We start from the raw sequence: 22,412 nt of genomic DNA on the forward strand, positions 1-22,412 counted from the left end.
CGCGGAGGGGGAGGGGACCTGCACGACGCCGAGGAAGAGGGCACAATGACGCACGTGACTCCGCCGCCCAGCGCCCCCCGGCGCTCCGACACCGTCAGGTTCCCCCTCGACGTCGTCTACCAGGCGGCGCGGATGTACTACCTCGAGGACGCGACGCAGGTCGAGATCGCCGCGCGGCTCGACGTCTCGCGGCCGACGGTCAGCCGCCTCATCGCCGAGGCCCGGCGCCTGGGCCTCGTCCAGATCAGCGTGATCGACCCCTTCGTCGACGAGAACACCGGCCTCGCCGACGCCCTCCGCGAGGCACTCGGCCTGAACGCCGTGCACCTCGCCCCCGTGACGCACGCGGCCACCCTCGGCCGCGACCTCGCCGTCCCGGTCGCCGCCGCCCTCGCCGACATGCAGCTCGGCGTCGGCGACGCCCTGCTGATGTCGCTCGGCCGCACCGTGCACGACCTGGCCAGCTCGGGGATGCTGCCGCCGCTGCCCGGAGTGACGATCGTCCCCGCCGTCGGCGGCCAGGCCGAGCCGCAGTCCTGGTTCCAGACCAACGAGATCACCCGGATGGCCGCCGCCGCGACCGGCGCCCGCTCCAGCTTCCTCTTCGCGCAGGCCCTGCCCAGCCCGGCGATGCGCTCCGGCCTCGAGGCCGACCCCGCGTTCCTCCAGGTGATGGACCTCTGGAGCAGCGCCAAGGGCGCCCTCCTCGGCATCGGCGCCCCGACCGCCACCCGCCACGAGCTCTCCTCCGGCCTCCCCAGCGACCGGCACCTCTTCGACGAGGCCGCCGGCGACGTCTGCCTCAACTTCTTCCGCGCCGACGGCTCGGCCGTCGAGTTCCCCGGCAGCGAGCGCATGGTCCGCGTCTCCCGCGCCGACCTCGCCGCCCTCCCCCACGCGGTCGGCGTCGCCGTCGGCGTCGACAAGGCCCCGAGCATCCTCGGCGCGGTCCGCGGCTCCCTGATCAACGCGCTGGTCACCGACGCGGTGACGGCCCGCGCGGTCCTCGCCGCGGTCTGACGCCGGCCGCGGGCGGCGGTCAGGCCAGCGTCGTGGGCTGCAGCGTCACGGGGTAGGACAGCGGCGGGAGGTCGACCGCGGTCGGGCAGAAGGACGTCGAGCCGAGATCGACCTGCGTGGTGCCCGGAGCGCCGGGGACCGCGAGCACCATGACGGTCGCGGCCGTCGGCGGGCACGAGCCGGTGGTGTCGGTGAGGAACGTGAGGTAGGCGTGCCCGCCCGGCTCGACCGTGACCGGCTCCCCCGAGAACTGCTCGCCGGAACTCGCCTGGACCACGGTGTCCACCGGGGAGCCGGCGTCGTCGAGGAAGGTCACCTCCGGAGTGCCCTGCAGCACGCAGGTGCCGGTGCCCGCGTCGGTCAGCTCCACGATCACCGTCACCGTGTCCTGCACCTCGAAGGTGGACGTGGCGGCGAGCGCGCACTCCTCGGCGACCGCCGAGGGCGTGGTCGTCGCGCTCGCGGTGCCGCTCGGAACGGGGCCGGCGGACGCGGTGCCGCCGGCAGCGGTGCCGTCCGGAGCGGTGCCCTCCGGAGCAGCGCCGTCCAGACTTGGCGCCGTGCAGCCCGCGATCCCGACGGCGAGGAGGACGGCCACCCCGCCGAGAGCGCACGCACGACCGGGCTTCATCGCGGACCTCGCACGATCATCGGACGCTCCTTCGCAGCACGGCCCCGCCGGAGGCCGCTTCACCGTGCCGGCTCTCCGCGAGCCTCCTCCCAGTGTGCGGGCACGAAGGGAGGAGCGGTAGTGGCCCGCTGACGCAAAACGACAGATGGCGAATAACGCGCCGGAAACCTACTGTGGAGGGGCGGTCGAGGAGTGGGGGCTCCGGCGACGCCGCGGGGCGGACCGACACGGACGTCGGTGCCGAGGTGCTCTCGGCCGCATCGGGGGACTGCGGCCGGGAGCACCAGCCCTCGCCCTCGGGGATCGACCCGTGGGCCCGCTCCGCCCTACGCTTCGACGATGACACGCACTGACGCGCCGGGTCGTCCTCGCAACACGGTCGGGCTGATCGGCTTCCTGCTCGCGGTCCTCCAGACGCTGACGCAGATCCTGCTCGCCGGGGTCACCACCGCGATACCGGTGCTCGCCTACGGCAACGGCATCGACGCGACGAGCATCGGCGCGCTGTTCACGGGCATCGCCCTCGTTCAGCTGCTCCTCGCCGCCGCCACCACCGGGCTCGGCGTCGCCGGCGTGGTCCAGCAGGGACGCCCGCGGATCCTCGCCGCGATCGCCCTGGGCGTCGGGGCGCACGGCGTCCTCGTGGGCCTGGCGACGCTGGTCCTGCCCCCGCTGGTCGGACTCGTCCTGCAGTGATCGCGCCGCGGTCTCCGCGTCACCGGCCCGCCGGAGGACGACCGCCCCTCGCCGACCGCCGATCGTCCGATTCCGGACATGACCGCTAGAGGACGTTGCCTCCTCGCCCCGGACCCTGCCACTGTCGCAGAGCGACCGACGACGGTCCACGACTCGAAGGACCGGAGTTCACCGATGAGCGATTCCCTGTCGACCGATCACCCCACGAGCGAGATGACGCCCGAGGTGCTGGCGGCGTTCAGCGACGCCTGGTCCCGCCACGACCTCGAGGAGCTGATGAACCACGTCACCGACGACTGCGTCTACGGCGCGTCCGTCGGTCCCGAGCCCGGCCGGACCTGGACCGGGAAGGAGCAGGTCCGCGAGGGCTTCGCGCTGATGCTCGCCTTCGACACCGGCCAGGAGCGGCACGAGGAGGGGGAGCCCCTCATCGCCGGCACGCGCGGCGCGGCCACCTGGTCCTTCACCGGGACCGGCCCCGACGGCGAGCCCCAGGTCACCCGCGGCTGCGACATCTACGAGTTCCGCGGCGGCAGGATCGCCCGCAAGGACGCCTTCCGGAAGGTCTACAAGGCCGACGCGCCGTCCGACTGACGATCGCAGAGCCCGCCGCACGCCGGCGGCTCCGCGTCATGCTGGTCGAGTAGCCCCGCAGGGGCGCATCGAGACCCGCCGTGATCAACAGGGCGGTCTGCAGACTCGACTTCCGGCGCTGGTGGATCTCGATACGCCCGCTCCGCGGCCTACTCGATCAGCATGCATTCACCCGAGCGATTCCGGCGAGCCCAGGCCTGTCCCGCGACCCGAAGCACGCCCGCCACCACCTCCGGCACGCAATTCGACCTCTGGCTCGCCATCCCACGCGAATCCAGCGAGCCCGGGCCCGTTCCGGGAGCCCGAGCGCGCCTGCCGCCACCTCCGGCACGCGATCCGAACCCCGGCTCGCCATCCCACGCGAATCAAGCGAGCCCAGGCCCGTTCCACGAGCCCAAGCACGTCTGCCGCCACCTCCGGCACGCGATTCGACCTCCGGCACGCCGTTCCGCGCGAAGCCAGCGAGCCCGGGCCCGTTCCGCGAGCCCGAGCGCGCCTGCCGCCACCTCCGGCACGTGATTCGACCTCCGGCAGGCCGTTCCGCGCGAAGCCAGCGAGCCCGGGCCCGTTCCGCGAGCCCGAGCGCGCCCTCCGGCCCGCGACCCGACCTCCCGCACACCGTTCCGCGAAGAATCTCGCGGCGCGGATGAACGCTCACGCGCTCCGCGCAGTACCCCTCTTCGAGTCGCCGATCTGCGGCGACCGGAAGTCTCGAGGAGTTCATGATGAGCAGGACCTTGAAAGTCGGCATCACCGCTGTCGCCGTCGCGAGCGTGATGGCCGTCGCCCCCGTGCTGGCCGGCGCGAGCGCTGTCGCTCCCGCCGCCGCGACCAGCGATGCCAGCAGCGCCCTGGTCAGCGCCGCCCGCTCGGTGGCCGCCCAGCTGCGCGTCGTCGGTCTCGCCGACGAGGGCACGACGCTCGTGCAGTTCAACCCCCTCAAGCCCGGCACGGTCTCCGGCACCGTCGCCGTCACCGGTCTGACCGGTGGCGACACCGCGCTCGTCGGCATCGACTACCGCGTCCAGGACGGCAAGCTCTACGGCGTCGGCAACACCGCGGCGAGCGCCGGCGTCTACTCCATCGACGCGACCACCGGCGTGGCCACCCCGGTCACCCGCCTCACCGTCGCGCTGAGCGGCACCGCCTTCGGCGTCGACTTCAACCCGGCCGCCAACGCCCTCCGCGTGATCAGCGACACCGGCCAGAACCTCCGCCAGCCGTTCGCCACCCCGGGTGCCGCGACCGTGGCCGACGGCGCGCTCAGCTACGCCGCGCCCGCCGTCGCCACTGGCGTCAACGGGGCCGCGTACACGAACAACGATCTCGACCCGAACACGGCGACGACCCTCTTCGTCCTCGACACGGCGCTCGACCAGATCGCGATCCAGTCCCCCGCCAACGCCGGCACGCTGGCGCCGACCGGGAAGCTCGGCGTCGACGCCGCGGGTGTCACCGGCTTCGACATCTACTCCGTCCTGCGCAACGGCGGCTCGATCGGCTCGATCGGCCTGGCCGCGGTGAACGGCTCGCTCTACGAGGTGGGCGTGCTCAACGGCACGGCCACCCGCCTCGGCACGATCGGCGCGGACGTCACCGACATCGCGATCCCGCTCGTCCAGCGCTGACCCGACCGGTCAGGAACGGCACCGACGCCGGCCGGCGCTCCACGGGGAGTGCCGGTCGGCGTCGTGCTCGGCATCGACGTCACCGCTCCGACGGCGAGGTGCGCGCCCGGAGGACACCGAGCGCGACGAGCGCGGCGGCGAGGCCGGCCAGGACGAGCCCGGCGACGCCGACCGCGCCGGAGAGCTGCTCGGCCCCGGCCGCCGTCGCCCGGGCGCTCGTGATGCTGCCGGCGACGAGCGCGCTGAGGATCGTGCCGCCGGCGGCGATGCCGACCGCGGTCGCGAGCTCGCTCGCCGTGTCCACGAGGGCCGCGCCGACGGACGTGCGCTCGGCCGGGAGCCCGCGGAGCACGTTCGTCCCGGCGACGACGCCGACCACGCGCATCCCCGCCGCGACGAGCACGAGGGCGACCAGCACCCAGCCGTAGCCGAGGCGGCCGAGCAGCCCGAACACCGCGAGCCCGGCGACCACGGCGCCCGCGCTCATCGCGGCGGCGCGCTCGAGGCCGACGCGCGTGACGAAGGGGCCGACGAAGCGACCGCCGGCGAGGAGGACCACGACCTGCGGGAGCAGGCCGAGCGCCGCGGCGGCCGGGCTCCAGCCCCAGGCGAGCTGCAGCTGGATTGTGACCAGGTAGGAGAGCCCGCCGACGGCGAGACCGGTCGCGGCCTTGAACGCCAGTCCGCTGGAGACGAGCGGCAGCACCACGAGGCGCAGGTCCAGCAGCGGGTGCCGGGCGGTGCGCTGGCGGAGCACGAAGCCGGCTCCCGCGAGGACCGCCGTCGCCACGACTGCCCACGGCGCCCACGGTCCGGTCCCGGTCCCGGCGCCGTCGGTGCCCGTGGATCCGGTGCCGACGAACAGCGTCGGCGCGACGAGGGCGGCCGCGATCGTCACCGTGCCGAGCAGCGCGCCGACGACGTCGATCGGGTCGCGGTGCAGGTCGTCCGGGGCATCGTCGGGCACGCCCAGGCGGATGCCGATCAGCGCGAGCACCGCGATCGGCACGTTCGCCAGCAGGAGCACCTGCCACGGCGCGACCGCCAGCACGAGACCACCGGCGGTGGGGCCGACCGCGAGGCCGACGAGCCCGGCGGTCGAGACGACGGTCAGCGCCCGGACCCGGAGGTCGTCGGTCCCGAACAGGCGGAAGGCGAGCGCCATCGACCCGGGGGTGGTCATCGCCGCCGCGATCCCCATCACGGCCCGGACGGCGATGAGCTGCTCCGTCGTCGTCACGGCCGCGGTCGCCAGGCTCGCGGCGGCGAGCAGCACCAGGCCGGCGAGCATCACCCTGCGGCGACCGAAGCGGTCGGCGACCGCGCCGAAGAGGAGCATGAGCCCGCCGAACGCGACCGAGTAGGCACCGGTCACCCACTGCAGGCCGGCCGTCGACGCGTGCAGCTCGCGGCCGAGCGTCGGCAGGGCGACGTTCAGGACCGAGTTGTCGAGCATCTCGAAGAGGAAGACGGCCGAGAGGCCGGCGAGGGCGATCCAGGCGTCGCGCAGGCGGCGGGGAGCCGCGTCCCGCGGGGCGGATCGGGGGGTGTCGAGCACCATGGGCGCACTCCTTCACAGGGAAGAAGTGGCGGATCTCTCGATGCCGCGTGCGCCTGCAGACCGGCGCGGCCTGCCTTTTACCTCAGATGCGACGACCGTACACCTGACACGGGGGTGCGCGCGACGAGCGCCCCGCGGCACCGTCCGCCGAGGACCGGAAGGCGCCCGGGCGGGGATACCGTCGTGAGCGGGCCGAGCGGTTGGCGCTCGGCGAGACGAGGAGCGAGCGCATGCTCACCAGCCATCGGGACCGCGAGCCCGTGATCCATCCGACCGCGTCGGTCGCGTCGTCCGCCGTGATCGTCGGCGCCGTCCGCCTCGGGCCGGGCGCTCGCGTGCTCCACGGAGCGGTGCTCTCGGCGGAGGACGGCGAGATCGTCGTCGGCGAGGACACGATCGTGATGGAGAACGCTCTGATCCGCGCCCGGGCGGGCCACCCGGTGAGCATCGGGGCGGCCGTCATGATCGGCCCGCACGCGCACGTGAACGGCAGCACCGTCGAGGACGAGGCGTTCATCGCCACGGGCGCCTCCCTCTTCCCCGGCAGCCGCATCGGCGCCGGCGCCGAGGTCCGGATCAACGCGGTCGTGCAGGTGAACACCGTCCTCGAGCCCGGCTCCGTCGTGCCGATCGGCTGGGTCGCGGTGGGCACGCCGGCGACGATCCTCCCGCCGGAGCGCCACGACGAGATCTGGGCGATCCAGCGCGGGCTCGACTTCGTCGGGACCGTCTACGGCGTCGGCCCCGGAGTGTCGATGCGGGAGCTCATGCGGCAGCAGTCCGAGTTCTACAGCGCCCACCTCGGCGATCAGGAGATCGACGGCCGCGAGCGCTGAGGGCCCCGTCCTCCCGCGGGCGGATCTTCATACGCCCGCGGTGCGGGCTACTCGATCAGCACCAGACGGCCCCTCGCGGCCGCGAAGGCGACCGGGGTCGTCCGGATCAGTGCGCCGCGTCGTACGCGGCCTGCACGTCCGCGGGCACCCGGCCGGAGCGCGGGACCTCGTAGCCGTGCCGCCGCGCCCAGTGCCGGATCGCGGCGAGCATCTCGGGGCTCTTGCGCCCGGCGCTCGCGGCGATCGAGGTCACCCGGGAGCGGGCCGGCGCCTCGGACAGCGGCCGGGCCGCGTCCACGAACGGCGCGAGCGCCCGGTGCAGGTGCCCGATGTTCGCCGCCGACAGGTCGATCTCGTACGCGTCGTCCCCGACGGAGAAGGACACCGTCCCGCCGCGCCCGGCGGCGATGGGCGCACCGGTGAGATCGTCCACGAGCACGACCTGGGAGACCACGGATCCGACGACCTTTCACGGGAGGAGCAGCGCGACCGGACGGACGCACGCGCACGTCCATGGAACCAGATGCGGGCCCACGGCGGGGCCCGGCGCGGTCATGCTCCTCCGATCAGGTCGCGGCACCGTGGAGTCGGGTCCAGGTGGCGGTGCGTCCGGCCCCGTCGGACCTCACGACGCCGGCGACGCGGAGCTGGTCGAGGGTGAGGCGGATGGTCTGATCACTGACGCCGGGGAGGGCGGTGCGGATGTCGGCGATTCGGAACGTGGAAGCGGCGTGATTCGTCACGTAGTCGCGGACGCGGTCCTGCTTGCTTCCCGTGGACCGGTTCGCGGCAGTGATCTCGTCGAACCGGTCGTAGGAGTCGTTCAGGACGGCGACGAAGTAGCGCAGCCACGGCCAGGGGTCGTGCCGACCCGCGTGCCAGTCGTGGGTCGAGGACAGGAGACCGGCGTAGTAGGCGTCGGCGGTCCGTGCGATCCGGTCCTCGAACGAGACGTATCGAGTGACGTCGTAGCCGACGTCCTGCAGCAGGGCGTTCGTGACGGCCCTGCTGATGCGGCCGTTGCCGTCGAGGAAGGGGTGGATGGTGAGCAGGTCGAGGACGAACAGGCCGATCACCAGGACGGGGTGGTGCCGATCAGCAGCGATCGCCCCGCTGTAGCGGGCGATGAGCTCGTCGAGGTAGTACGGCGTCTCGGACGGAGCGACAGGCGTGAAACGTGTCGTCGTGCTGCCGTCGGGGTGGCGATCGACGACGAGGTTCGCGGAGGACTTGAATCCGCCGCCGGGTACGTCGGTGTAACGGAAAAGCAGGCGGTGCAGGTGCAGCAGCAGGCCGATGTTCAGCGGGCGCCACGACTCCTGGTACAGGTAGTCGAGCGCTTCGCGGTAGCCGGCGAGCTCTTGCTCGCTGCGATCCCGCAGACCGTGGACGTCTCCGGAGAGGATGGCGGCAGCTCGAGCCTTATCCGCTACGACGACGCCTTCGATGGCGGAAGACGCTTCGATGCTGGCGACTCTGGCTCTCGCGGCGAGCGACGTGAGCAGCGCGGGAAGCTTGTCGCGGAACAGCGCCTCGCTTCCCCGGCCGGTATCGACCACCCGCAGCGAGGTGACGACGTCGAAGGGCACCGAGCCGATGAAGGTGTCGAGGTCCTCGAACGATCTCATCAAGCTCCAGAAATCCGCTAAACCTACTAATTTCGCCTCCAGATTAGTACCTTTAGCGGCTTTCTGGGGGATCAGCGCCTAGCTGTGGCGCGCAGCCCGTCGGGCGAGCACCCGACATGACGCCCGACTGGAGCGCACTCGCCTTTCTCCGTCTCCTCGGAGACGTGGCACGGGACGCGTGAAGTCAACTAAGTTGACTTCACTGCTCGACCACCCTGAAGGAGGACGCATGTCCACGACCGCCCCACTCACCGCCCAGAGCTCGATCGGGGAATGGCTGAACCACCCCGAAGGCTCCGCGCTCATCCGCGACGTGCTCGGCGGCGCCGCCGGCGGCTTCGACGAGGCGAAGCTGGCGCCGGTGCGCTCGCTGCCGCTGCAGCAGCTGGTCGCGCTGAGTCAGGGGCAGCTCCCGCAGAGCGTCGTCGACGATCTGGTGCTGCGGGCGAACGGCGGCGTCGTGCCCGAGGCCGTAGAGAGCACGGGCTGGCGCGAGAGCGTCACCCCCGGGCGCTTCGCCGGGAGGACCGTGATCGTCACCGGCGCGGCGTCCGGGATCGGCCGCGCCACCGCCTCCCGCATCGCTCGCGAGGGCGGCCGGGTCGTCGCCGTGGACATCTCGGCCGAGCGGCTCCAGGAGTTCGCGGCCTCGCTGCCGGACGCCGAGATCGTGCCCGTCGCCGGCGACATCACGAAGCAGGACGACATCGACGCGATCGTCGCGGCGGCCGGCGAGCGGATCGACGGCCTCGCCAACATCGCGGGGATCAACGACGACTTCTCCCCCGCCCACGAGACGTCGGACGCGGTGTGGGACCGGGTGATCGCCATCAACCTCACCGGCGGCTTCAAGCTCTCCCGAGCCGTGCTCCCCGCGATGCTCGCGGCCGCAGCCGGATCGATCGTCAACGTCGCCTCCGAGGCGGGCCTGCGCGGCAACGCGTCCGGCAACGCCTACACGGTCTCCAAGCACGGCGTCGTCGGTCTCACTAGGAGCGCCGCGTTCATGTACGCGGGCAGCGGGATCCGTGTGAACGCCGTCGCGCCCGGCGGCGTCGCCACCGGCATCCCCTTCCCGCCGAACGTCTCCGAGGCCGGCAGCGCCCGGCTCGCCCCGTTCCAGAGCGCGATCCCCTCCGTCGCGTCGGCGGAGCAGCTGGCGGCGTCGATCACCTTCCTGCTCAGCGACGACGGCGTGAACATCAACGGGGCGATCCTGCCCAGCGACGGCGGCTGGTCCGTGCAGTAGTCAGGCGGACGCCGGCGGGCCGGACCGGTCCGCGGGAGTGAGCAGGCCCTGCAGCGCGTCGCCGTAGCGCTCGACGATCTGCTCGTGGTCGGTGGCGAGGAGCACCTCGTCGCCGACCACCCACATCGAGTGCAGCAGTCCGCCGACGAGCGCCGCGGCCAGCCGTGCGCGCAGGTCCGCGTCCGGCCCCGTCATGCGGGCCCGCAGCGGAGCCACGAACGCCTCCTCGTGCACGGCGTGCAGCCGGGCGCCGATCGCGGGCTCGCTCCCCCCGCGCACCAGCGCGAGGAAGACGGCCTGCGTGTCGCGCTCGTCCGCGAGCAGGGAGGCGACGAAGCTGCGCCCGAAGTCCCGCAGCGGCACGTCCAGCTCCGGGCGGTCCTGGATGCTCACCTGCATCACGTCGAGGAACAGCGCCTCCTTCGACCCGAACCGGCGGACGACGACGGCGGGATCCACCTGCGCCTCCGCGGCGATCTCGCGGACGGTGACCCGCGAGTAGCCGCGCTCCCGGAACAGCCGCTCCCCCGCCGCGCGGATGCTCGCGCTGAGGGCGGCGGGAGAACGGCGAGGCACGGTGGTCGATCGTATCCGAAGGGCTGCACCGGCCCTTCGGCGACGACAGCCGCTCCCGCACGACTCCCCTCGCCGGCGGAGCGAGGCGCCGGCCCTCCCGCCGGAGCGCGACCGCGCAGGGCGCGACAGGCACGGACGACCCGCCGCCCAACTGCAGAGTTGGGCGTAGAATCGGAGCATGGTCACGTCGTCGAGCAAGGCCGTCCGCTCCCGGAGGAGCACCGCGGACTCGCGCACTGCCGCCGCAGGGAAGGCTCTCGCCGTCACGCAGGCAGGGCGGACGGTCGGTGGGGCGGGGGCGTTCGAGCTCGGAGCGCGCGCAGCGACGATCGCCGATGCCGTCGGCGGCCAGACCGTCCTGGCGAAGATGCTCGAGGTGAACAAGTCGCAGCCGTCGCAGTGGATCAAGGGCCTCGAGCGGCCGAACCCTGTCAACGCACGAGCCATCGTCGAGCTCGACTACGTCATCGCGCGGGTGAAGCTGCTGTGGGCCCCGAGCATGGTCGCCCCGTGGCTGACGGGCCAGAACGCCTTCCTCGACGGCGCTCGTCCGATCGACGTGCTGCGACTCGAGGGTTCTCAGCGGGTGATCGAGGCGCTCGACGCCGAGGCGTCCGGCGTCTTCGCCTGATGCTGCTCTACCGGGTCTTCCTGTACGACGCCGCCGCCGGCCCGGGAAGCCCGGGACACCCGACCTACCTCCATCGACCGCAGGGAGCGGGCCGGTGGGACAACGATCGCCTCTACGGCGCCTGGTACCTTGCGCGCTCGCCCGAGGGCGCGATCGGAGAGACATTCGGCGGCTACCCGGTGTGGACGGGTGCGATGTTCGACCACCTCGCCACAGGACTCCGCCGTGCGCTGGCAGTGTTCTCCGCGCCGGACGACGTGTCTCTGAGCGACTTCGACGACGCCTCCCGGCTGCAGCAGCTGGGGATGCGTCCGAGTCAGGTGGTGATCCGCAACGGCGCGCACACCCGCGGGAAAGCGGCGGAGGTGTTCGCCGAACGCGAGGCCGACGGCTCCCGGAAGTGGGACGGCGTGAGCTGGTGGTCGTTCCATCGTCCGACGTGGACCAACCTCATGCTCTGGCAGGCGCCCGGGGACGCTGCACCGGTCGAACTGCGCGAGGTGCAGGAACTCGACGTGACGCACTCGGCCGTCGTCGACGCTGCGCGAGCGCTGACCCGCCCGCTTCCCTAGAAGGGTGATGCCCGGCCTGCTGGTACCAGTGGCGACCCGGTCAGTGGAGGCACCGAGCCGCAGCCGCGGGATGCCCGGCACCCGCGATGGCGCGAAGCATCCTCTTCACAGGATCCATGGACGGCCGCCATGAGGGACCCGGACAGTCACTGCAGTTCAGCCTTCACGAACCCTCCGGAAACGCCCTCAGACGGGCTGACGACTCCTCGCGCGAAGAGCGCATCCGCACGGCGTAGCGCCGCTGCGCGGGTACTCGACCGGCGTGGAACTCGAGACGCCGCTGCGCGGCTCCTCGACCAGCACGCAGGGCCGCGCGTCGGCTGCGGGCGCCCGGGGAGGTCGGACGCCGCAGACCCGACGTCGACCGAAGTGCGCAGGCTCGCCTCAGCGCGCCAGCAGCCCGAACGACCCGATGACGACCGGCACCACCGCGACGGCCAGCAGGAGGTAGGACAGCACCAGCCCCACCGTCGACTCGCGGCGAGGGCCCTCGCGTCGTCGCGCCACGTGACCGACGACGACGCCGGCCAGCGGGAGGACGTACTGCAGCGTCGTCGCGATCCCGATCACCAGGGGATCGCCCCGCCACAGGTGAGCCACCGCCAGGTATCCGATCGCGTACGACACGACGGCGAGAACGCCCAGCACGAGCGACGCCCGTGTCCACCCGCGTCCGGTCCGTCGTGCGGTGCCCGTCTCCTTCATCACACTCATGCCTCCACTGTACGAAGCGACCCTCGCGTTCCGTGGGCTCGGATTCTCAGGGCGCCGACTGCCGAGTCGACCGGCTTCCGTGGGCACGGCCCCGACAGCTGTCGCACGTCAGGTCCGCGAGTGCAGCGTCGGCGTGCGAGGACGGCCGTCCCGAAGTAGGCGGCGAGCAGGAAGGACAGTTGATGCGTCATGGCGTCCCCTCCTGATTCATTGCGCTGTGCGAGCGCGCGGGACGATGCCGATTCGCGTGGCGACGGACCGCCGGTCGGGAAAGAGGTAGAACTACCTCGTCGACTTCGGGCGATGCGCACGGAATGCAAGGATAACGCTTGCCATGCAATCACTCTGCAGGGCAGAGGAACAGGGGTTCACATGACACGATCGGGATTCAGTACATCGGCATTCTTCACGGAGCGCGAATTGAACAAGCGCCTTCGGATCCAGTCGCTCGATGACCTGTGGACACTTCTCGTCCAGGAGCAGAACTCCGAAGTGGGAGAGGACACAAAACTGCGCAAACTCACCGCCAGCACTCTGCTGTTCCGAGGGCAGTCGGACGAGGCGTACGGCCTCTCCACGTCGCTGCACCGAGCACTCAGAGCAGATGTGACGGCGAGCCTTTCGGAGTCGTCACTGATCGAGGCCGAAACCCGTATCCGCGACCGCGTCACGGCGATGGGGATCGGCAGGGGCCTGGACCAGCTGCAACTGCAACAGCTCCTGCAGCACCACCACGCCCCCACCCGACTCCTCGATGTCTCACGCACTCCCATGGAGGCGCTCTTCTTCGCCACGGAGGACCGTGATCGGACCGATGGGAGGCTCTTCGTCGTTCATGTCGTCGAGGGAGGATCGGCTTCGCTCGACGTGAACGAGACCGAATTGCCGTGGGCTCGGTTCCCTCGCGGCGAGAAAAACGGTGACAGCAGCTGGACTCGAGCCGTGAACGTCATCGAGGGTGGCGCGCTCGACCCTCGGATGTTCGCTCAGAACGGCGTGTTCCTGGTGGGCGGGCTGCGACGCGATTACGGGGAGAACGGATTATGGATAGGGAAGACGCGCTTGAACGTCGAGGAGATCCAAGCGGTCAGCATGCTGAACATCGGCTTCCCCAAGAGGTACAAGATCAGAGCTCGAAAGATGACAGAGCGGGAAACCACTTCCTCGGCAGCGCCTGATGCTCCGGCAGAGCACGACGGCGACTCCGTCGCAAAGGGGAACAGAACCCTTCCGGACCGCCCGACCTGGCCGGCGTACGCGTGGACGATCCGTATTCCTGCGGAATGGAAGGGAGAGCTACGGAGGAAGCTGCTCGACGAACTCACCATCAGTCACCGCCACATGTACCCCGCACTCGAGAGCATCAAGTGGGAGAGCGAGGCGGCCGTCCGCCTCTGACCACGCTCCTGCCAAATCGTCGATACGAGAAATGCCGGCGCTTTTTCCGATGCGCACATCCCCGACAGTTCCCGGGAGTGGGCCGGGACGAGCCGCGAAGCATTCGGCCATCCCCCGGGAACGGCAGAACCGCTCCAGCGCCGGTCCGCGCAACGCTCACGCGGCGGCGTCGCTCTTGCCGGTAAAGGTGCCGGTGGTCGCCGACCAGAGGAGCCGGCAGAGCGTGAGGACGACGTAGGGCTGGGCCCAACCGTCGAAAAGCGCTGCCGGGTCCGCTCGGATCCAGGTGGCCTTCGCGGCGGCCCGCTCGACCGCCTCGGTCCGGATCAGGCCGCGAGCCGCCGGCGGAACGAACGCAGCGGCACTCCTGCCGGCCAGGGCCATGCCGGTTTCGCACAGCGTCCAGCGGCCGTTCCACGTGTCGTCGCGACGGGAGTGCTCCATGTCGCGGCCGTCGATGTCGTACAACCACGGCTCGTGTGCGCAGACGGGGTCGCGCAGCGCCTGGACGCCGGCCCAGCTGCGCTCGAAACGGGACGCCCACCGCACGGCGCGGTCGGGGAGCGCGGCGTGGAGTCGCCTGATCCGGTTCTCCTCATCCGACGTCAGCCATCGAGCGGCGACGACGAGGAAGTCGACGTCGCTCGCCTCGTCCCCTCAGCCGACGGCGAACGAGCCGTTGAGGCGGACGCCGGCCAGCGCCTCACCCAGGATCCCGCGGGCTCCGGCCCGCACCGCGCTCAGGACGCGGACGAGCTCGGCCGCCAGCCGAACGGCGAGTCGCAGGAGAGGATTGGACCGTCGCTCCATGCGCCCGACCCCAGCCCGATGACGCCTACGGAACGGCCGTTCGATTCGTAGAGTCGACGTCATGGAACCCTCCCCGCGGCTGCCCGCCATCGGCGGCCCGGCCGCACGAGCGCTCGAGGAAGCGGGCGTGCGCGACCTGGGCGACCTGCGGCAAGTGGGCCTCGACCACGTCGCGACCCTCCATGGAGTGGGACCGAAGGCGTTGAGGGTCCTTCGGCAGGCCCTCGCCGCCGCTGACGCACGCGAGCCCTGACAGCGGACAGGCCTTCGCCTTTCCGCCGCGTCAGCGGAGCGGTCGGCGGTACGGGGTCGCGACGCGGAGCATCAGCGCTCCCGCGACGGCGAGGAAGGCGGCGCCGATCAGCCCGAAGCCCGGCGGGTCGTCCGCCGAGGTGTGGCCGCCGTTGATCATCGGGGTGAAGGCGGAGTCGATCAGCGCACTCGACGCCAGCACCGCGACGAGCGCGAGGCCGGCGGTGCCGAGGCGTCGCCCCGCTGCGACGGCGGCGACGATCACGACGAGCGCGAGCAGCACCTCCACGAACCACACCCAGTACGGCAGGTGCCACGCCGGCGACGGCGCCTCGTACTGCAGGAAGTCGCACGCCGCGCTCTCGAACCCCTCGGACCAGCAGGGCGCCCAGAAGTTCGCCGCGCCGATCCCCTGCACCGCCGCATGGCTCATCAGCAGGACACCGACCGCCACCGCGAGCACGGCCAGCAGGATCGACCGCCGCCGCTGGGACCGGACGGGCACGGTTCTCGTCATCGCCACGGTCGGGAGAGTAGAGCCGCTGGGTGAACAGCGGGCGGACCCCCCTCCACCGGACGGGGAGATCGGGCAGCGACCGGGGAGTCGAGGTGGCCCTCGATCGCGGGGTGAGTGTCGGGGTGGCGTCGCCCGCGATCGAGCCGGGGGTCACCGGGGCGAGGGAGAACGCAGCGGCCTCACCCGGCGGTGATGCCGTCGGGACCAGGACGCCTCAGCTCCGCGGCGAAGAAGCCGGTGATCCGGTCGAGCGCCTCGATGACCACGGCCCGATCGCGCCCGGCGAGGAGATCGTGGTCCGAGCCGACGAAGACGTGGTGCTCCGTGCGCACGCCCCCGCTCCGGAGCCGCGCGGCGAGCTCGGCGCCCTCGGGGGCGAGCGTGTCGTCCCCTCCGGTCAGCACGAGCGTCGGCGGCATCGCCGCAGGCAGCGCGAGGTCCCGGGACGGCGACGCGAGAGGCTCCCGCTGGCGCGGGACGTCCGGGAAGTACGCCCAGCCGACGAAGCGCTGCACGAACGGGCTGATCGCCGGACGACGGACGCCCGACGTCCGGTCCGTCCGGATCACGTCCGTCACCGGGACGACGAGCGCGACGGCCAGCGGACCCGGCAGCGACGCGGCGTGCAGCTGCTGGCAGATGTTGATCGCGAGCTTCGCCCCGGCGCTGACGCCGCCGAGCAGGAGCCGGTCCCCGGACCATCCGGCGCCGGTCTCCGCCTGGAGCCAGCGGGCGATGTCGCAGGCCTCCTCCTCGGCGACCGGATACTGCACGCGCGGCCCGGTGTCGTAGTCCGGCAGCACCACGACGGCACCGAGCCGATCGGCCAGCGCCCGCGCGATGTGCAGGTCCTGCTCGGGGTAGCGGTTGACGAAGCCGCCGCCGTGCAGCTGCAGCACGACCGGAGCGTCCGGGTCGTCGCCGGCGGGACGCTGCACCACCGCGCGGACGACGCCGTGGCGGGTCGGGATCCGCAGGCCGGTCGGGGCGGGCAGCCGGGTGCTCGGCTCCGGGAGACCGCGGGGCGCTCCGACGCGGACCCGCGACCCGATCTGCGCGAGGGCCCAGAACAGTGGGCTGAGGGGACGGCGGACGGTCACGCCTCCACCGTAGGCCGCGGGCCTCTCGCCTCCAGCACCTCCGCGCCTGGTTCCTCGAGCAGGTCGGACCGTCGTTCCGCTTCGACGCCGCGATGCGCCGGCATCTCGCGGCCGGCGGGAACACTCGCCGACGCCGTCGCCTTCTGGCACGCCTCGCGAGCGAGCGAGCCGCGGCCGATCGATCCGCAGTTCGAGCTCGACCGCTTCACCCGCGCGTGGCACGCCGAGCACCCGGACCGCGACCGCGCCGGGCTCCTCGCCGCCTGGCAGGAGTACCGGGCGCTGCCCGCCGACGCCCGCCCCCGCGCCTGAGGGTCCTGGTCGGAGGGCGCTGCGATCGATCCGGGACGCGCTTGACTCTGACGCGACGTCAACCCGTAGCGTCGCTTCCATCGCACCGGGATCCGCCCGGGAGGCGGGAACGGAGGACGCGGTGGAGCACGAAGGGCCGGAGCAGGAGTGGTCCGCGCAGGATTTGGCGCGGCTGGCCGGCACGACCAGCCGGACGCTGCGGCACTACGGCGCCGAAGGGCTGCTGCCGCCGAGCAGGCTGGGCGCGAACGGGTACCGCTACTACGACGCGGCCGCGCTGGTGACGCTGCAGCGGATCCTGCTGCTGCGCGACCTCGGTGTCGGGCTGTCCGAGATCGGGCGGATCCTGCGCCGCGACACCGAGCCGGCGGTCGCCCTCGAGCGGCACCTCGACGTGCTGCGGGAGGAGCGGCGGCGGCTCGACCGCCGCATCCGCGCGGTCGCCGGGACCGTCGCGGCGATGAGAGAAGGGAACGGGCCGATGGCCGAGGAGATGTTCGACGGGTTCGACCACGCGGAGCACCGCGAGGAGGTGGAGCGCCGCTGGGGCGCGCCGGCCTACGCCGACGGCGACCGCTGGTGGCGCTCGATGACCGCGGAGGAGCGGGAGCAGTGGCTCCGGCGGCAGGCGGACCTCGCCGGCGCCTGGACCGCCGCGGCGGCGAGCGGCGCGGACCCGGCCGGCGAGGAGGCGCTCGCGCTCGCCGAGCGGCAGCGCGCATGGCTCGCCGACGTGCCGGGCACGCCCCGCGACGCGTCCGGCGCGCCGAGCGACGAGTACCTGCTCGGCCTCGGCGAGATGTACGTCGCCGACGAGCGCTTCGCCGCGCACTACGGCGGAGTGGCCGGCGCCCGCTTCGTCCGCGACGCACTGCGGGCGCTGGTCGAGCGGGGCTGACGCGACGGCGCTCCCGGCGGCGCACCTCCGGCTCGTGGAATCCCCTCCGGCTCGTCGTTCCAGGCGTTTTGAGCGAGCCCGAGCGCATTACACGAGCCGGAGCGCACCCGCCCACTACCTCGGGCACGCGATCCGCCCTCCGGCACGTCGATCCGACCGAATCCCACGAGCCCGAGCGCACTCCACGAGCCGAAGCACAACCGCCACCACCTCGGGCACGCGATCCACCCTCCGGCACGTCGATCCGACCGAATCCCACGAGCCCGAGCGCACTCCACGAGCCGAAGCACACCCGCCACCACCTCGGGCACGCGATCCACCCTCCGGCACGTCGATCCGCGCATTTCCAGCGAGCCCGAGCGCAATTCACGAGCCGGAGCACACCCGCCACCACCTCGGGCACGCGATCCGCCCTCCGGCACGTCGATCCGCGCATTTCCAGCGAGCCCGAGCGCAATTCACGAGCCGGAGTACGCCCCCACAGGGGACCTGCGGACCTGCACTCTCCGCGACGGGTCCTCGATGCGCGCCACGGCCTTGGCAGGACGACGGCCGCCGAGTTGGATGGCAGGATGCTGACTCTCCTTCCGCCGACCTCGGAGCCGTGGACGGTCACGGGCCTGGGCCGCACCGACGACGGTCCGCTCGACGAGGTGCTGATCGCCGTCGACCGGGGAACGCCGGAGCACCGCGTCACGATCCGCACGATGCGGCGCACCGGCACCCGGCTGGGACCTCGGGGCTCCGTCCACGGGACAGTGACGGACTCGGTCGCGACCGCGAGCCTGGCCGTCGGCTCACTGCTCCTGGACGTGCTGCCCATCGGCCTGCCGACGCACGAGGCGCGCGCCGCAATGAGGGCGACGGAGGAACGAGCCCAGGCTCTGGCCCGCGACCGGGACGCCTGGGACGTCACCGCGCTCCCCCTCGACGGCGTCGACTACGCCCTGTTCACCCGCAGCATCCCCGAGGGGAGCGTCGCCCACGCCGACCTCGGCTGGGCCACGGTCGCGATGTGGAGCCGCGGCCCGCTCCACGAGGGCCCCTTCCGGCTGGCGGACGTCGAGCCGGGCGACGACCTCGGCGAGGACTGACGCGGCCGATCCCCGTTCGGGACGGCGCGGCGCTACTGTTCCGGCATGATCTCCCCCGAGCACTTCCTGGCGTTCGCGCTCGCGTCGGTGGCCCTGATCGTGATCCCCGGGCCGAGCGTCCTCTTCACGATCAGCCGGTCGATCGCCTACGGCCGCCGGGCAGGGGTGCTGAGTCTGCTCGGGAACGCGCTCGGGATCATGCCGGCCATCCTCGCCGTGGCCTTCGGGGTGGGCGCCGTCGTCGCAGCCTCGGTCGTCGCCTTCACCGTCCTCAAGCTCGCAGGAGCCGTGTACCTGGTGTGGCTCGGCGTGCAGGCGATCCGCCACCGCCACGCGCACGCCGGCACGGCCGCCACCGCCCCGGCGTCGTCGTGGACCCTCCTCCGCCAGGGCTTCGTCGTCGAACTCACGAACCCGAAGACGGTCGCCTTCTTCGTCGCCGTCCTCCCCCAGTTCGTGGATCCGGCCGCCGGCCCCGTCTGGGCGCAGCTGCTGCTGCTCGGCTTCACCTTCCAGGCCCTCGCGCTGATCTGCGACAGCGTCTGGGCCCTGGCCGCGGGCACCGCGCGCTCGTGGTTCGCGTCGTCCCCGAAGCGGATGTCGACCCTCACCGGCACCGGCGGCGTGATGATGATCGGCCTCGGCGGCACGCTCGCGCTGACCGGCTCGAAGAGCTGACCCACTGAGCGCACCGGGGAGTCAGCCGACCTCGACGCGGCTGCCGAGCAGCCGGCGCAGCCGTGACAGCCGGTTGCGGACCGAGCCGACCTGCACGTCGAGCTGCGCGGCCGCGTCGGCGTAGGAGAGGTCCTCGACCAGGCAGAGCCGGAAGATCTGCTGGTCGATCTCGGGCAGCCGCGAGACGGCCCGGGTGACGTCCTCGAGCACGAGACGGGCCTCGACGAGGCGCTCGGCGGAGAACGCGGTGCCGACGTAGGCGTCGGGCTGCTCGCGGGCGACCTGGCGGATCGCGGCGCGCAGGACGTTGTTGCACTCCAGCCGCGTGGCGACGAGCAGCCACGGCAGGGCCGAGGTGCCGACGAAGTGCGTGCTCGCGCGCTTCCGCCAGAGCGCGAAGAAGACGCTCTGCAGCACGTCCTCCGCGTCCTCCTCGCTTCGCAGGCGCGCGACGGCGTAGCGGTAGACGGCCAGCGCGTGACGGCGGTAGAGCACGCCGAACGCGTCACGGGAGCCTCCCGCCAACTCGCTCAGCAGGGCGACGTCGTCCGCGGCGGCGCTCTCGCCGGTCATCGCGACTCGAGAGCGTCGAGGCCCAGACGGGCGCACCACTCGGCGTCGGGCTCGTCGCGCGCCGTCGGGAACACGGCGGCGAGACCGTCGGGGCGGACGCAGACGGCGCTCACCGACTCGTCCGTCCCGCACATCGAGGTCACGGCGGAGACGCGCTCCGGGATGTCCTCGGGCAGCCCCTCGACGACGAAGACCAGGGCGAGGTCCCGCTGATTCAGATCAGCCGTCCGGTAGCAGGCCGTCCCGTCGCGGACCGAGCCCGGCGTGGCGGCCTCGAAGGTGCTGATCCCGGCCCCGACACCCGCGGCGACCACCCCGATTCCCGCGAGCACACCGAGGGTGCGCCGGTACCGGGCGACCTTCGTCGCCCTGGTGATCCGCGCGTCGAGGCGCTCCTCCACGCGCGCGAGCACCTCGTCGTCCCGAGTCGATGCCGTCATCAGTCCCCCCTCTGAACACTCTCACTCGGTAACGTCCGCCGCACCGCTTTCGTCTCATCCGAATGCGTCAGCCTTCGGGGCGACTCCGGGACGAGTCGTAGGGTTCCGGTCATGGAGCAGAACCCCTCCCCCGACCGCCCGGTGGATCCGCATCGAGCCCAGCTCGACGCACGATGGGCCGACTACCTGCGCACCCGAGCGCCGGCCGCCGACCACAGCGACTGGATGCTGGACGCGATGGGCGGATACCGCGACGAGATCGTGCACTTCGGCGGGCAGCTCCTCAACGACGTCGCGATCCGGGAGTGGAACGAAGCACGCGCACGCCGTGCGTACGACCGGTACCGGGCGTACGCGGACGACTACGACCAGGACCCCGCCGCCTGGGAGGCCGAGTTCTGGCGACGGGTCCGAGCCCGATGACTCCTCCTCGTCACCCGATGCGACGTCCCCCTTCTCATCGCGGAAAGAGGAAGGCTCTGCGCATCGTGGCGTCGATCGTCGCGCTCGGCGTCGGGCTGTGGGTGCTCGCGGACTACGCCGAGGTGTGGTCCGCGGCGACCCCGGCCGCCTCCGCACCCGCCGTCGACCCGACGTTCTCACCGGACGGCGCGACCTACCGCCACGGCTACTGGGGCCCCATCGAGGATCCGACGACGGCGCTGCCGATCCAGTGGCGGGACGACGGCCGCTCGTTCGTGATCACCACCGGAGGGAGCGGGCAGTGCCTGAACGAGCCGGTCCTGCTGGAGGTACTCGCTCCGGACCGCTTGCGCGTCGAGACGAGGCTGCAGTCGGATCCGGAGGGGATCGGCTGCAGAGAGAGCCTCGTCCTCGCGAGCTACGTCATCGACACGCCGGCCGGGATCGACCCGGCGCGGACCGTCGAGTTCGAGCGGACGAGCGCCGACCGGGCCGGCACCTCGAGCCTCCACCTCGACCCGCTCCCCCCAGGCGCGTGGCGCGCGAGTCCGAGGTCGTAGGCGGCGCCCGGGGGAGGGGGCGAGGCCGGGCCCGACCCTGCCCCGCGGAATCCAGGCGACGCAACCGGTCTGTGGCGGGTCATGAGACCGGAGGGCGGATTCCACCTCTCGAGCGGCGCGTGCGCGCGATCGCCCGAGAGTCGGACGAGACGGGGGCCGGGTCTCACGATCACCCCCAGCTTCCCGCACGGCCGAGATCGTGTCCAGAGGTACCACCCGACGGCATCGCCGGCGCGGCAGCCCGGCACCTAGGCTCGCGGAATGGCGAAGCCGAGGGTGTCGGAGCGCGCGCAGGCGCTGCTCCTCGCCCGGCCGTGGACGCTGGCCGTGCTCAGCGGCGTGTTCGTGGCGATGATCGTCGTGCTCGCCGCGGACGTGGGCTGGGACCCGGCCGCGGTCGTCGGCGGGGGCCGCCGGCACGCTCCGCTGTGGCTGGTGGCGGGGATCGGGCTGCCGTTCTTCGGCACCGGAGTCGTCGTGGGCGTCGTCAAGCAGATCGGTCTCGTCCGGCGGCGGCGGCGCGCATCCGGCCTGCCGAGCCCGGACGTCGAGCGGCTGCGCCGGGACGGACCCGGCTGGCTGAGCCGCCGGGAGGACGAGGCGCGTGAGCCGGAGGAGTCCGCGGTCGTCCCGCCGGAAGCGGTCGGCCGGCGCGCAGGGCGAGCAGCCCGACGGAGAGGGCGGTCATGAGCAGTAGACGGCCGGTGCCTGATCGCGCAGCCCGCGGAGCGGGCACATCATGCAGACCGAGTAGCCCGCGGAGCGGTCACTGCATGCTGATCGAGGAGCCCGCCTCGCGGGCGTATCGAGATCCACGTCGCCAGCACCTCGGTGGAGGCGCGGCTGCTCACGCCGGGTCTCGATACGCGCTGCGCGCTACTCGACCAGCATGAACAGGCGCGCGGGAGAGGATCGGCGCTCCATGCTGACCGCGCAGCCCGCGGAGCGAGCACTCCACGCTGACCGCGCAGCCCGCGGAGCGGGCACTCCACGCTGACCGCGCAGCCCGTATCGCGGGCGT

28 protein-coding genes are annotated in these 22,412 nt (G+C 72.4%); 16 read left to right on the forward strand and 12 right to left on the reverse strand.

From position 1 onward, the window contains the following. Positions 1 to 45 precede the first annotated feature (45 nt). Positions 46 to 1,020 (forward strand): sugar-binding domain-containing protein, encoded by a 975-nt coding sequence (locus tag EDF35_RS05960; protein WP_123447403.1) that lies wholly within the window; start codon positions 46 to 48, stop codon positions 1,018 to 1,020. A 19-nt stretch (positions 1,021 to 1,039) separates the two neighbouring features. On the opposite strand, the gene EDF35_RS05965 is transcribed toward EDF35_RS05960, so the two are convergent. Beyond that, positions 1,040 to 1,651, reverse strand: a complete 612-nt coding sequence (locus tag EDF35_RS05965; protein ID WP_133961073.1) for a DUF4232 domain-containing protein — start codon at positions 1,649 to 1,651, stop codon at positions 1,040 to 1,042. 339 nt (positions 1,652 to 1,990) lie between these two features. Between EDF35_RS05965 and EDF35_RS05970 the strand changes: the two genes are divergently transcribed. The 3 genes from EDF35_RS05970 to EDF35_RS05980 all read left to right on the forward strand — a co-directional run bounded on the left by EDF35_RS05970 (position 1,991) and on the right by EDF35_RS05980 (position 4,569). After that, positions 1,991 to 2,347 (forward strand): hypothetical protein, encoded by a 357-nt coding sequence (locus tag EDF35_RS05970; protein ID WP_133961075.1) that lies wholly within the window; start codon positions 1,991 to 1,993, stop codon positions 2,345 to 2,347. A gap of 174 nt (positions 2,348 to 2,521) precedes the next feature. Further along, positions 2,522 to 2,941, forward strand: a complete 420-nt coding sequence (locus EDF35_RS05975) for a nuclear transport factor 2 family protein (protein ID WP_166674019.1) — start codon at positions 2,522 to 2,524, stop codon at positions 2,939 to 2,941. Between the two features lie 725 nt (positions 2,942 to 3,666). Continuing rightward, positions 3,667 to 4,569 carry a DUF4394 domain-containing protein gene (locus tag EDF35_RS05980; RefSeq protein WP_208323019.1) on the forward strand — a complete coding sequence of 301 codons (903 nt, stop codon included), beginning with the start codon at positions 3,667 to 3,669 and terminating at the stop codon, positions 4,567 to 4,569. Positions 4,570 to 4,648: 79 nt separating this feature from the next. Here EDF35_RS05980 and EDF35_RS05985 read toward each other — a convergent pair whose 3' ends face one another. Then, positions 4,649 to 6,130 (reverse strand): MFS transporter, encoded by a 1,482-nt coding sequence (locus EDF35_RS05985; protein ID WP_133961079.1) that lies wholly within the window; start codon positions 6,128 to 6,130, stop codon positions 4,649 to 4,651. Between the two features lie 230 nt (positions 6,131 to 6,360). Between EDF35_RS05985 and EDF35_RS05990 the strand changes: the two genes are divergently transcribed. Next, a complete protein-coding gene (locus EDF35_RS05990; protein WP_133961081.1) occupies positions 6,361 to 6,966 on the forward strand; it encodes a gamma carbonic anhydrase family protein in 606 nt (201 codons plus the stop codon). A gap of 106 nt (positions 6,967 to 7,072) precedes the next feature. Here EDF35_RS05990 and EDF35_RS05995 read toward each other — a convergent pair whose 3' ends face one another. Then, positions 7,073 to 7,420 carry an Lsr2 family protein gene (locus EDF35_RS05995; protein WP_123447396.1) on the reverse strand — a complete coding sequence of 116 codons (348 nt, stop codon included), beginning with the start codon at positions 7,418 to 7,420 and terminating at the stop codon, positions 7,073 to 7,075. A 112-nt stretch (positions 7,421 to 7,532) separates the two neighbouring features. Next, a complete protein-coding gene (locus tag EDF35_RS06000; protein ID WP_133961083.1) occupies positions 7,533 to 8,594 on the reverse strand; it encodes a Fic family protein in 1,062 nt (353 codons plus the stop codon). A 229-nt stretch (positions 8,595 to 8,823) separates the two neighbouring features. Between EDF35_RS06000 and EDF35_RS06005 the strand changes: the two genes are divergently transcribed. Further along, a complete protein-coding gene (locus EDF35_RS06005) occupies positions 8,824 to 9,843 on the forward strand; it encodes an SDR family NAD(P)-dependent oxidoreductase (protein ID WP_133961085.1) in 1,020 nt (339 codons plus the stop codon). Here EDF35_RS06005 and EDF35_RS06010 read toward each other — a convergent pair whose 3' ends face one another. Then, positions 9,844 to 10,419, reverse strand: coding sequence for a TetR/AcrR family transcriptional regulator (locus EDF35_RS06010; RefSeq protein ID WP_123736028.1), 576 nt, complete (start codon positions 10,417 to 10,419; stop codon positions 9,844 to 9,846). It abuts the gene before it with no gap. Between the two features lie 178 nt (positions 10,420 to 10,597). Between EDF35_RS06010 and EDF35_RS06015 the strand changes: the two genes are divergently transcribed. Beyond that, positions 10,598 to 11,050, forward strand: coding sequence for an antitoxin Xre/MbcA/ParS toxin-binding domain-containing protein (locus EDF35_RS06015; protein ID WP_133961087.1), 453 nt, complete (start codon positions 10,598 to 10,600; stop codon positions 11,048 to 11,050). 194 nt (positions 11,051 to 11,244) lie between these two features. Next, entirely contained in the window at positions 11,245 to 11,622 is a 378-nt protein-coding gene (locus EDF35_RS06020) for a hypothetical protein (RefSeq protein ID WP_208323020.1), read from the forward strand. A 384-nt stretch (positions 11,623 to 12,006) separates the two neighbouring features. Here EDF35_RS06020 and EDF35_RS06025 read toward each other — a convergent pair whose 3' ends face one another. Beyond that, positions 12,007 to 12,336, reverse strand: a complete 330-nt coding sequence (locus EDF35_RS06025; protein WP_127888023.1) for a hypothetical protein — start codon at positions 12,334 to 12,336, stop codon at positions 12,007 to 12,009. A 372-nt stretch (positions 12,337 to 12,708) separates the two neighbouring features. Here EDF35_RS06025 and EDF35_RS06030 point away from each other — a divergent pair, with 372 nt between their 5' ends. After that, the gene (locus EDF35_RS06030; RefSeq protein ID WP_166674020.1) at positions 12,709 to 13,734 is read left to right on the forward strand and encodes an FRG domain-containing protein; all 1,026 of its coding nucleotides are present in this window, start codon (positions 12,709 to 12,711) and stop codon (positions 13,732 to 13,734) included. Between the two features lie 156 nt (positions 13,735 to 13,890). Here EDF35_RS06030 and EDF35_RS06035 read toward each other — a convergent pair whose 3' ends face one another. Beyond that, positions 13,891 to 14,202, reverse strand: a complete 312-nt coding sequence (locus EDF35_RS06035) for a hypothetical protein (protein ID WP_133961092.1) — start codon at positions 14,200 to 14,202, stop codon at positions 13,891 to 13,893. Between the two features lie 189 nt (positions 14,203 to 14,391). Continuing rightward, the gene (locus tag EDF35_RS20690) at positions 14,392 to 14,544 is read right to left on the reverse strand and encodes a hypothetical protein (protein ID WP_166674021.1); all 153 of its coding nucleotides are present in this window, start codon (positions 14,542 to 14,544) and stop codon (positions 14,392 to 14,394) included. Between the two features lie 61 nt (positions 14,545 to 14,605). On the opposite strand from EDF35_RS20690, the gene EDF35_RS06040 reads away from it, so the two are divergent. After that, a complete protein-coding gene (locus EDF35_RS06040) occupies positions 14,606 to 14,797 on the forward strand; it encodes a DNA-binding protein (RefSeq protein WP_133961094.1) in 192 nt (63 codons plus the stop codon). Between the two features lie 30 nt (positions 14,798 to 14,827). On the opposite strand, the gene EDF35_RS06045 is transcribed toward EDF35_RS06040, so the two are convergent. Then, positions 14,828 to 15,319, reverse strand: coding sequence for a hypothetical protein (locus tag EDF35_RS06045; protein ID WP_133961096.1), 492 nt, complete (start codon positions 15,317 to 15,319; stop codon positions 14,828 to 14,830). A gap of 173 nt (positions 15,320 to 15,492) precedes the next feature. Beyond that, positions 15,493 to 16,413, reverse strand: coding sequence for an alpha/beta hydrolase (locus EDF35_RS06050; protein ID WP_166674022.1), 921 nt, complete (start codon positions 16,411 to 16,413; stop codon positions 15,493 to 15,495). A 433-nt stretch (positions 16,414 to 16,846) separates the two neighbouring features. Between EDF35_RS06050 and EDF35_RS06055 the strand changes: the two genes are divergently transcribed. The 3 genes from EDF35_RS06055 to EDF35_RS06065 all read left to right on the forward strand — a co-directional run bounded on the left by EDF35_RS06055 (position 16,847) and on the right by EDF35_RS06065 (position 19,395). Next, the gene (locus tag EDF35_RS06055; protein ID WP_133961100.1) at positions 16,847 to 17,623 is read left to right on the forward strand and encodes a MerR family transcriptional regulator; all 777 of its coding nucleotides are present in this window, start codon (positions 16,847 to 16,849) and stop codon (positions 17,621 to 17,623) included. 572 nt (positions 17,624 to 18,195) lie between these two features. Then, complete coding sequence (locus EDF35_RS06060; protein WP_133961102.1) at positions 18,196 to 18,717, forward strand: hypothetical protein; 522 nt, start codon at positions 18,196 to 18,198, stop codon at positions 18,715 to 18,717. 45 nt (positions 18,718 to 18,762) lie between these two features. Continuing rightward, positions 18,763 to 19,395: a LysE family translocator gene (locus EDF35_RS06065; protein ID WP_133961104.1), complete on the forward strand. Its 633-nt coding sequence runs from the start codon at positions 18,763 to 18,765 to the stop codon at positions 19,393 to 19,395. Positions 19,396 to 19,416: 21 nt separating this feature from the next. On the opposite strand, the gene EDF35_RS06070 is transcribed toward EDF35_RS06065, so the two are convergent. Both EDF35_RS06070 and EDF35_RS06075 read right to left on the reverse strand, forming a co-directional pair. Continuing rightward, complete coding sequence (locus EDF35_RS06070) at positions 19,417 to 19,968, reverse strand: RNA polymerase sigma factor (RefSeq protein WP_133961106.1); 552 nt, start codon at positions 19,966 to 19,968, stop codon at positions 19,417 to 19,419. Next, the gene (locus EDF35_RS06075) at positions 19,965 to 20,408 is read right to left on the reverse strand and encodes a hypothetical protein (RefSeq protein ID WP_133961108.1); all 444 of its coding nucleotides are present in this window, start codon (positions 20,406 to 20,408) and stop codon (positions 19,965 to 19,967) included. The genes EDF35_RS06070 and EDF35_RS06075 overlap by 4 nt, the downstream gene beginning before the upstream one ends. A gap of 111 nt (positions 20,409 to 20,519) precedes the next feature. On the opposite strand from EDF35_RS06075, the gene EDF35_RS06080 reads away from it, so the two are divergent. The 3 genes from EDF35_RS06080 (at position 20,520) to EDF35_RS06090 (ending at position 22,081) form a co-directional block, all read left to right on the forward strand. Continuing rightward, positions 20,520 to 20,831, forward strand: a complete 312-nt coding sequence (locus EDF35_RS06080; RefSeq protein WP_133961110.1) for a hypothetical protein — start codon at positions 20,520 to 20,522, stop codon at positions 20,829 to 20,831. A 65-nt stretch (positions 20,832 to 20,896) separates the two neighbouring features. After that, on the forward strand, positions 20,897 to 21,391 hold the full coding sequence (locus EDF35_RS06085; protein ID WP_133961112.1) for a hypothetical protein: 495 nt from the start codon (positions 20,897 to 20,899) through the stop codon (positions 21,389 to 21,391). Positions 21,392 to 21,652: 261 nt separating this feature from the next. Beyond that, positions 21,653 to 22,081: a hypothetical protein gene (locus EDF35_RS06090; protein ID WP_133961114.1), complete on the forward strand. Its 429-nt coding sequence runs from the start codon at positions 21,653 to 21,655 to the stop codon at positions 22,079 to 22,081. The last annotated feature ends 331 nt before the right edge of the window (positions 22,082 to 22,412 follow it).

The sequence above is a fragment of the Rathayibacter sp. PhB151 genome (assembly GCF_004366415.1).
In the GTDB taxonomy this organism is placed as follows: Bacteria; Actinomycetota; Actinomycetes; order Actinomycetales; family Microbacteriaceae; genus Rathayibacter; species Rathayibacter festucae.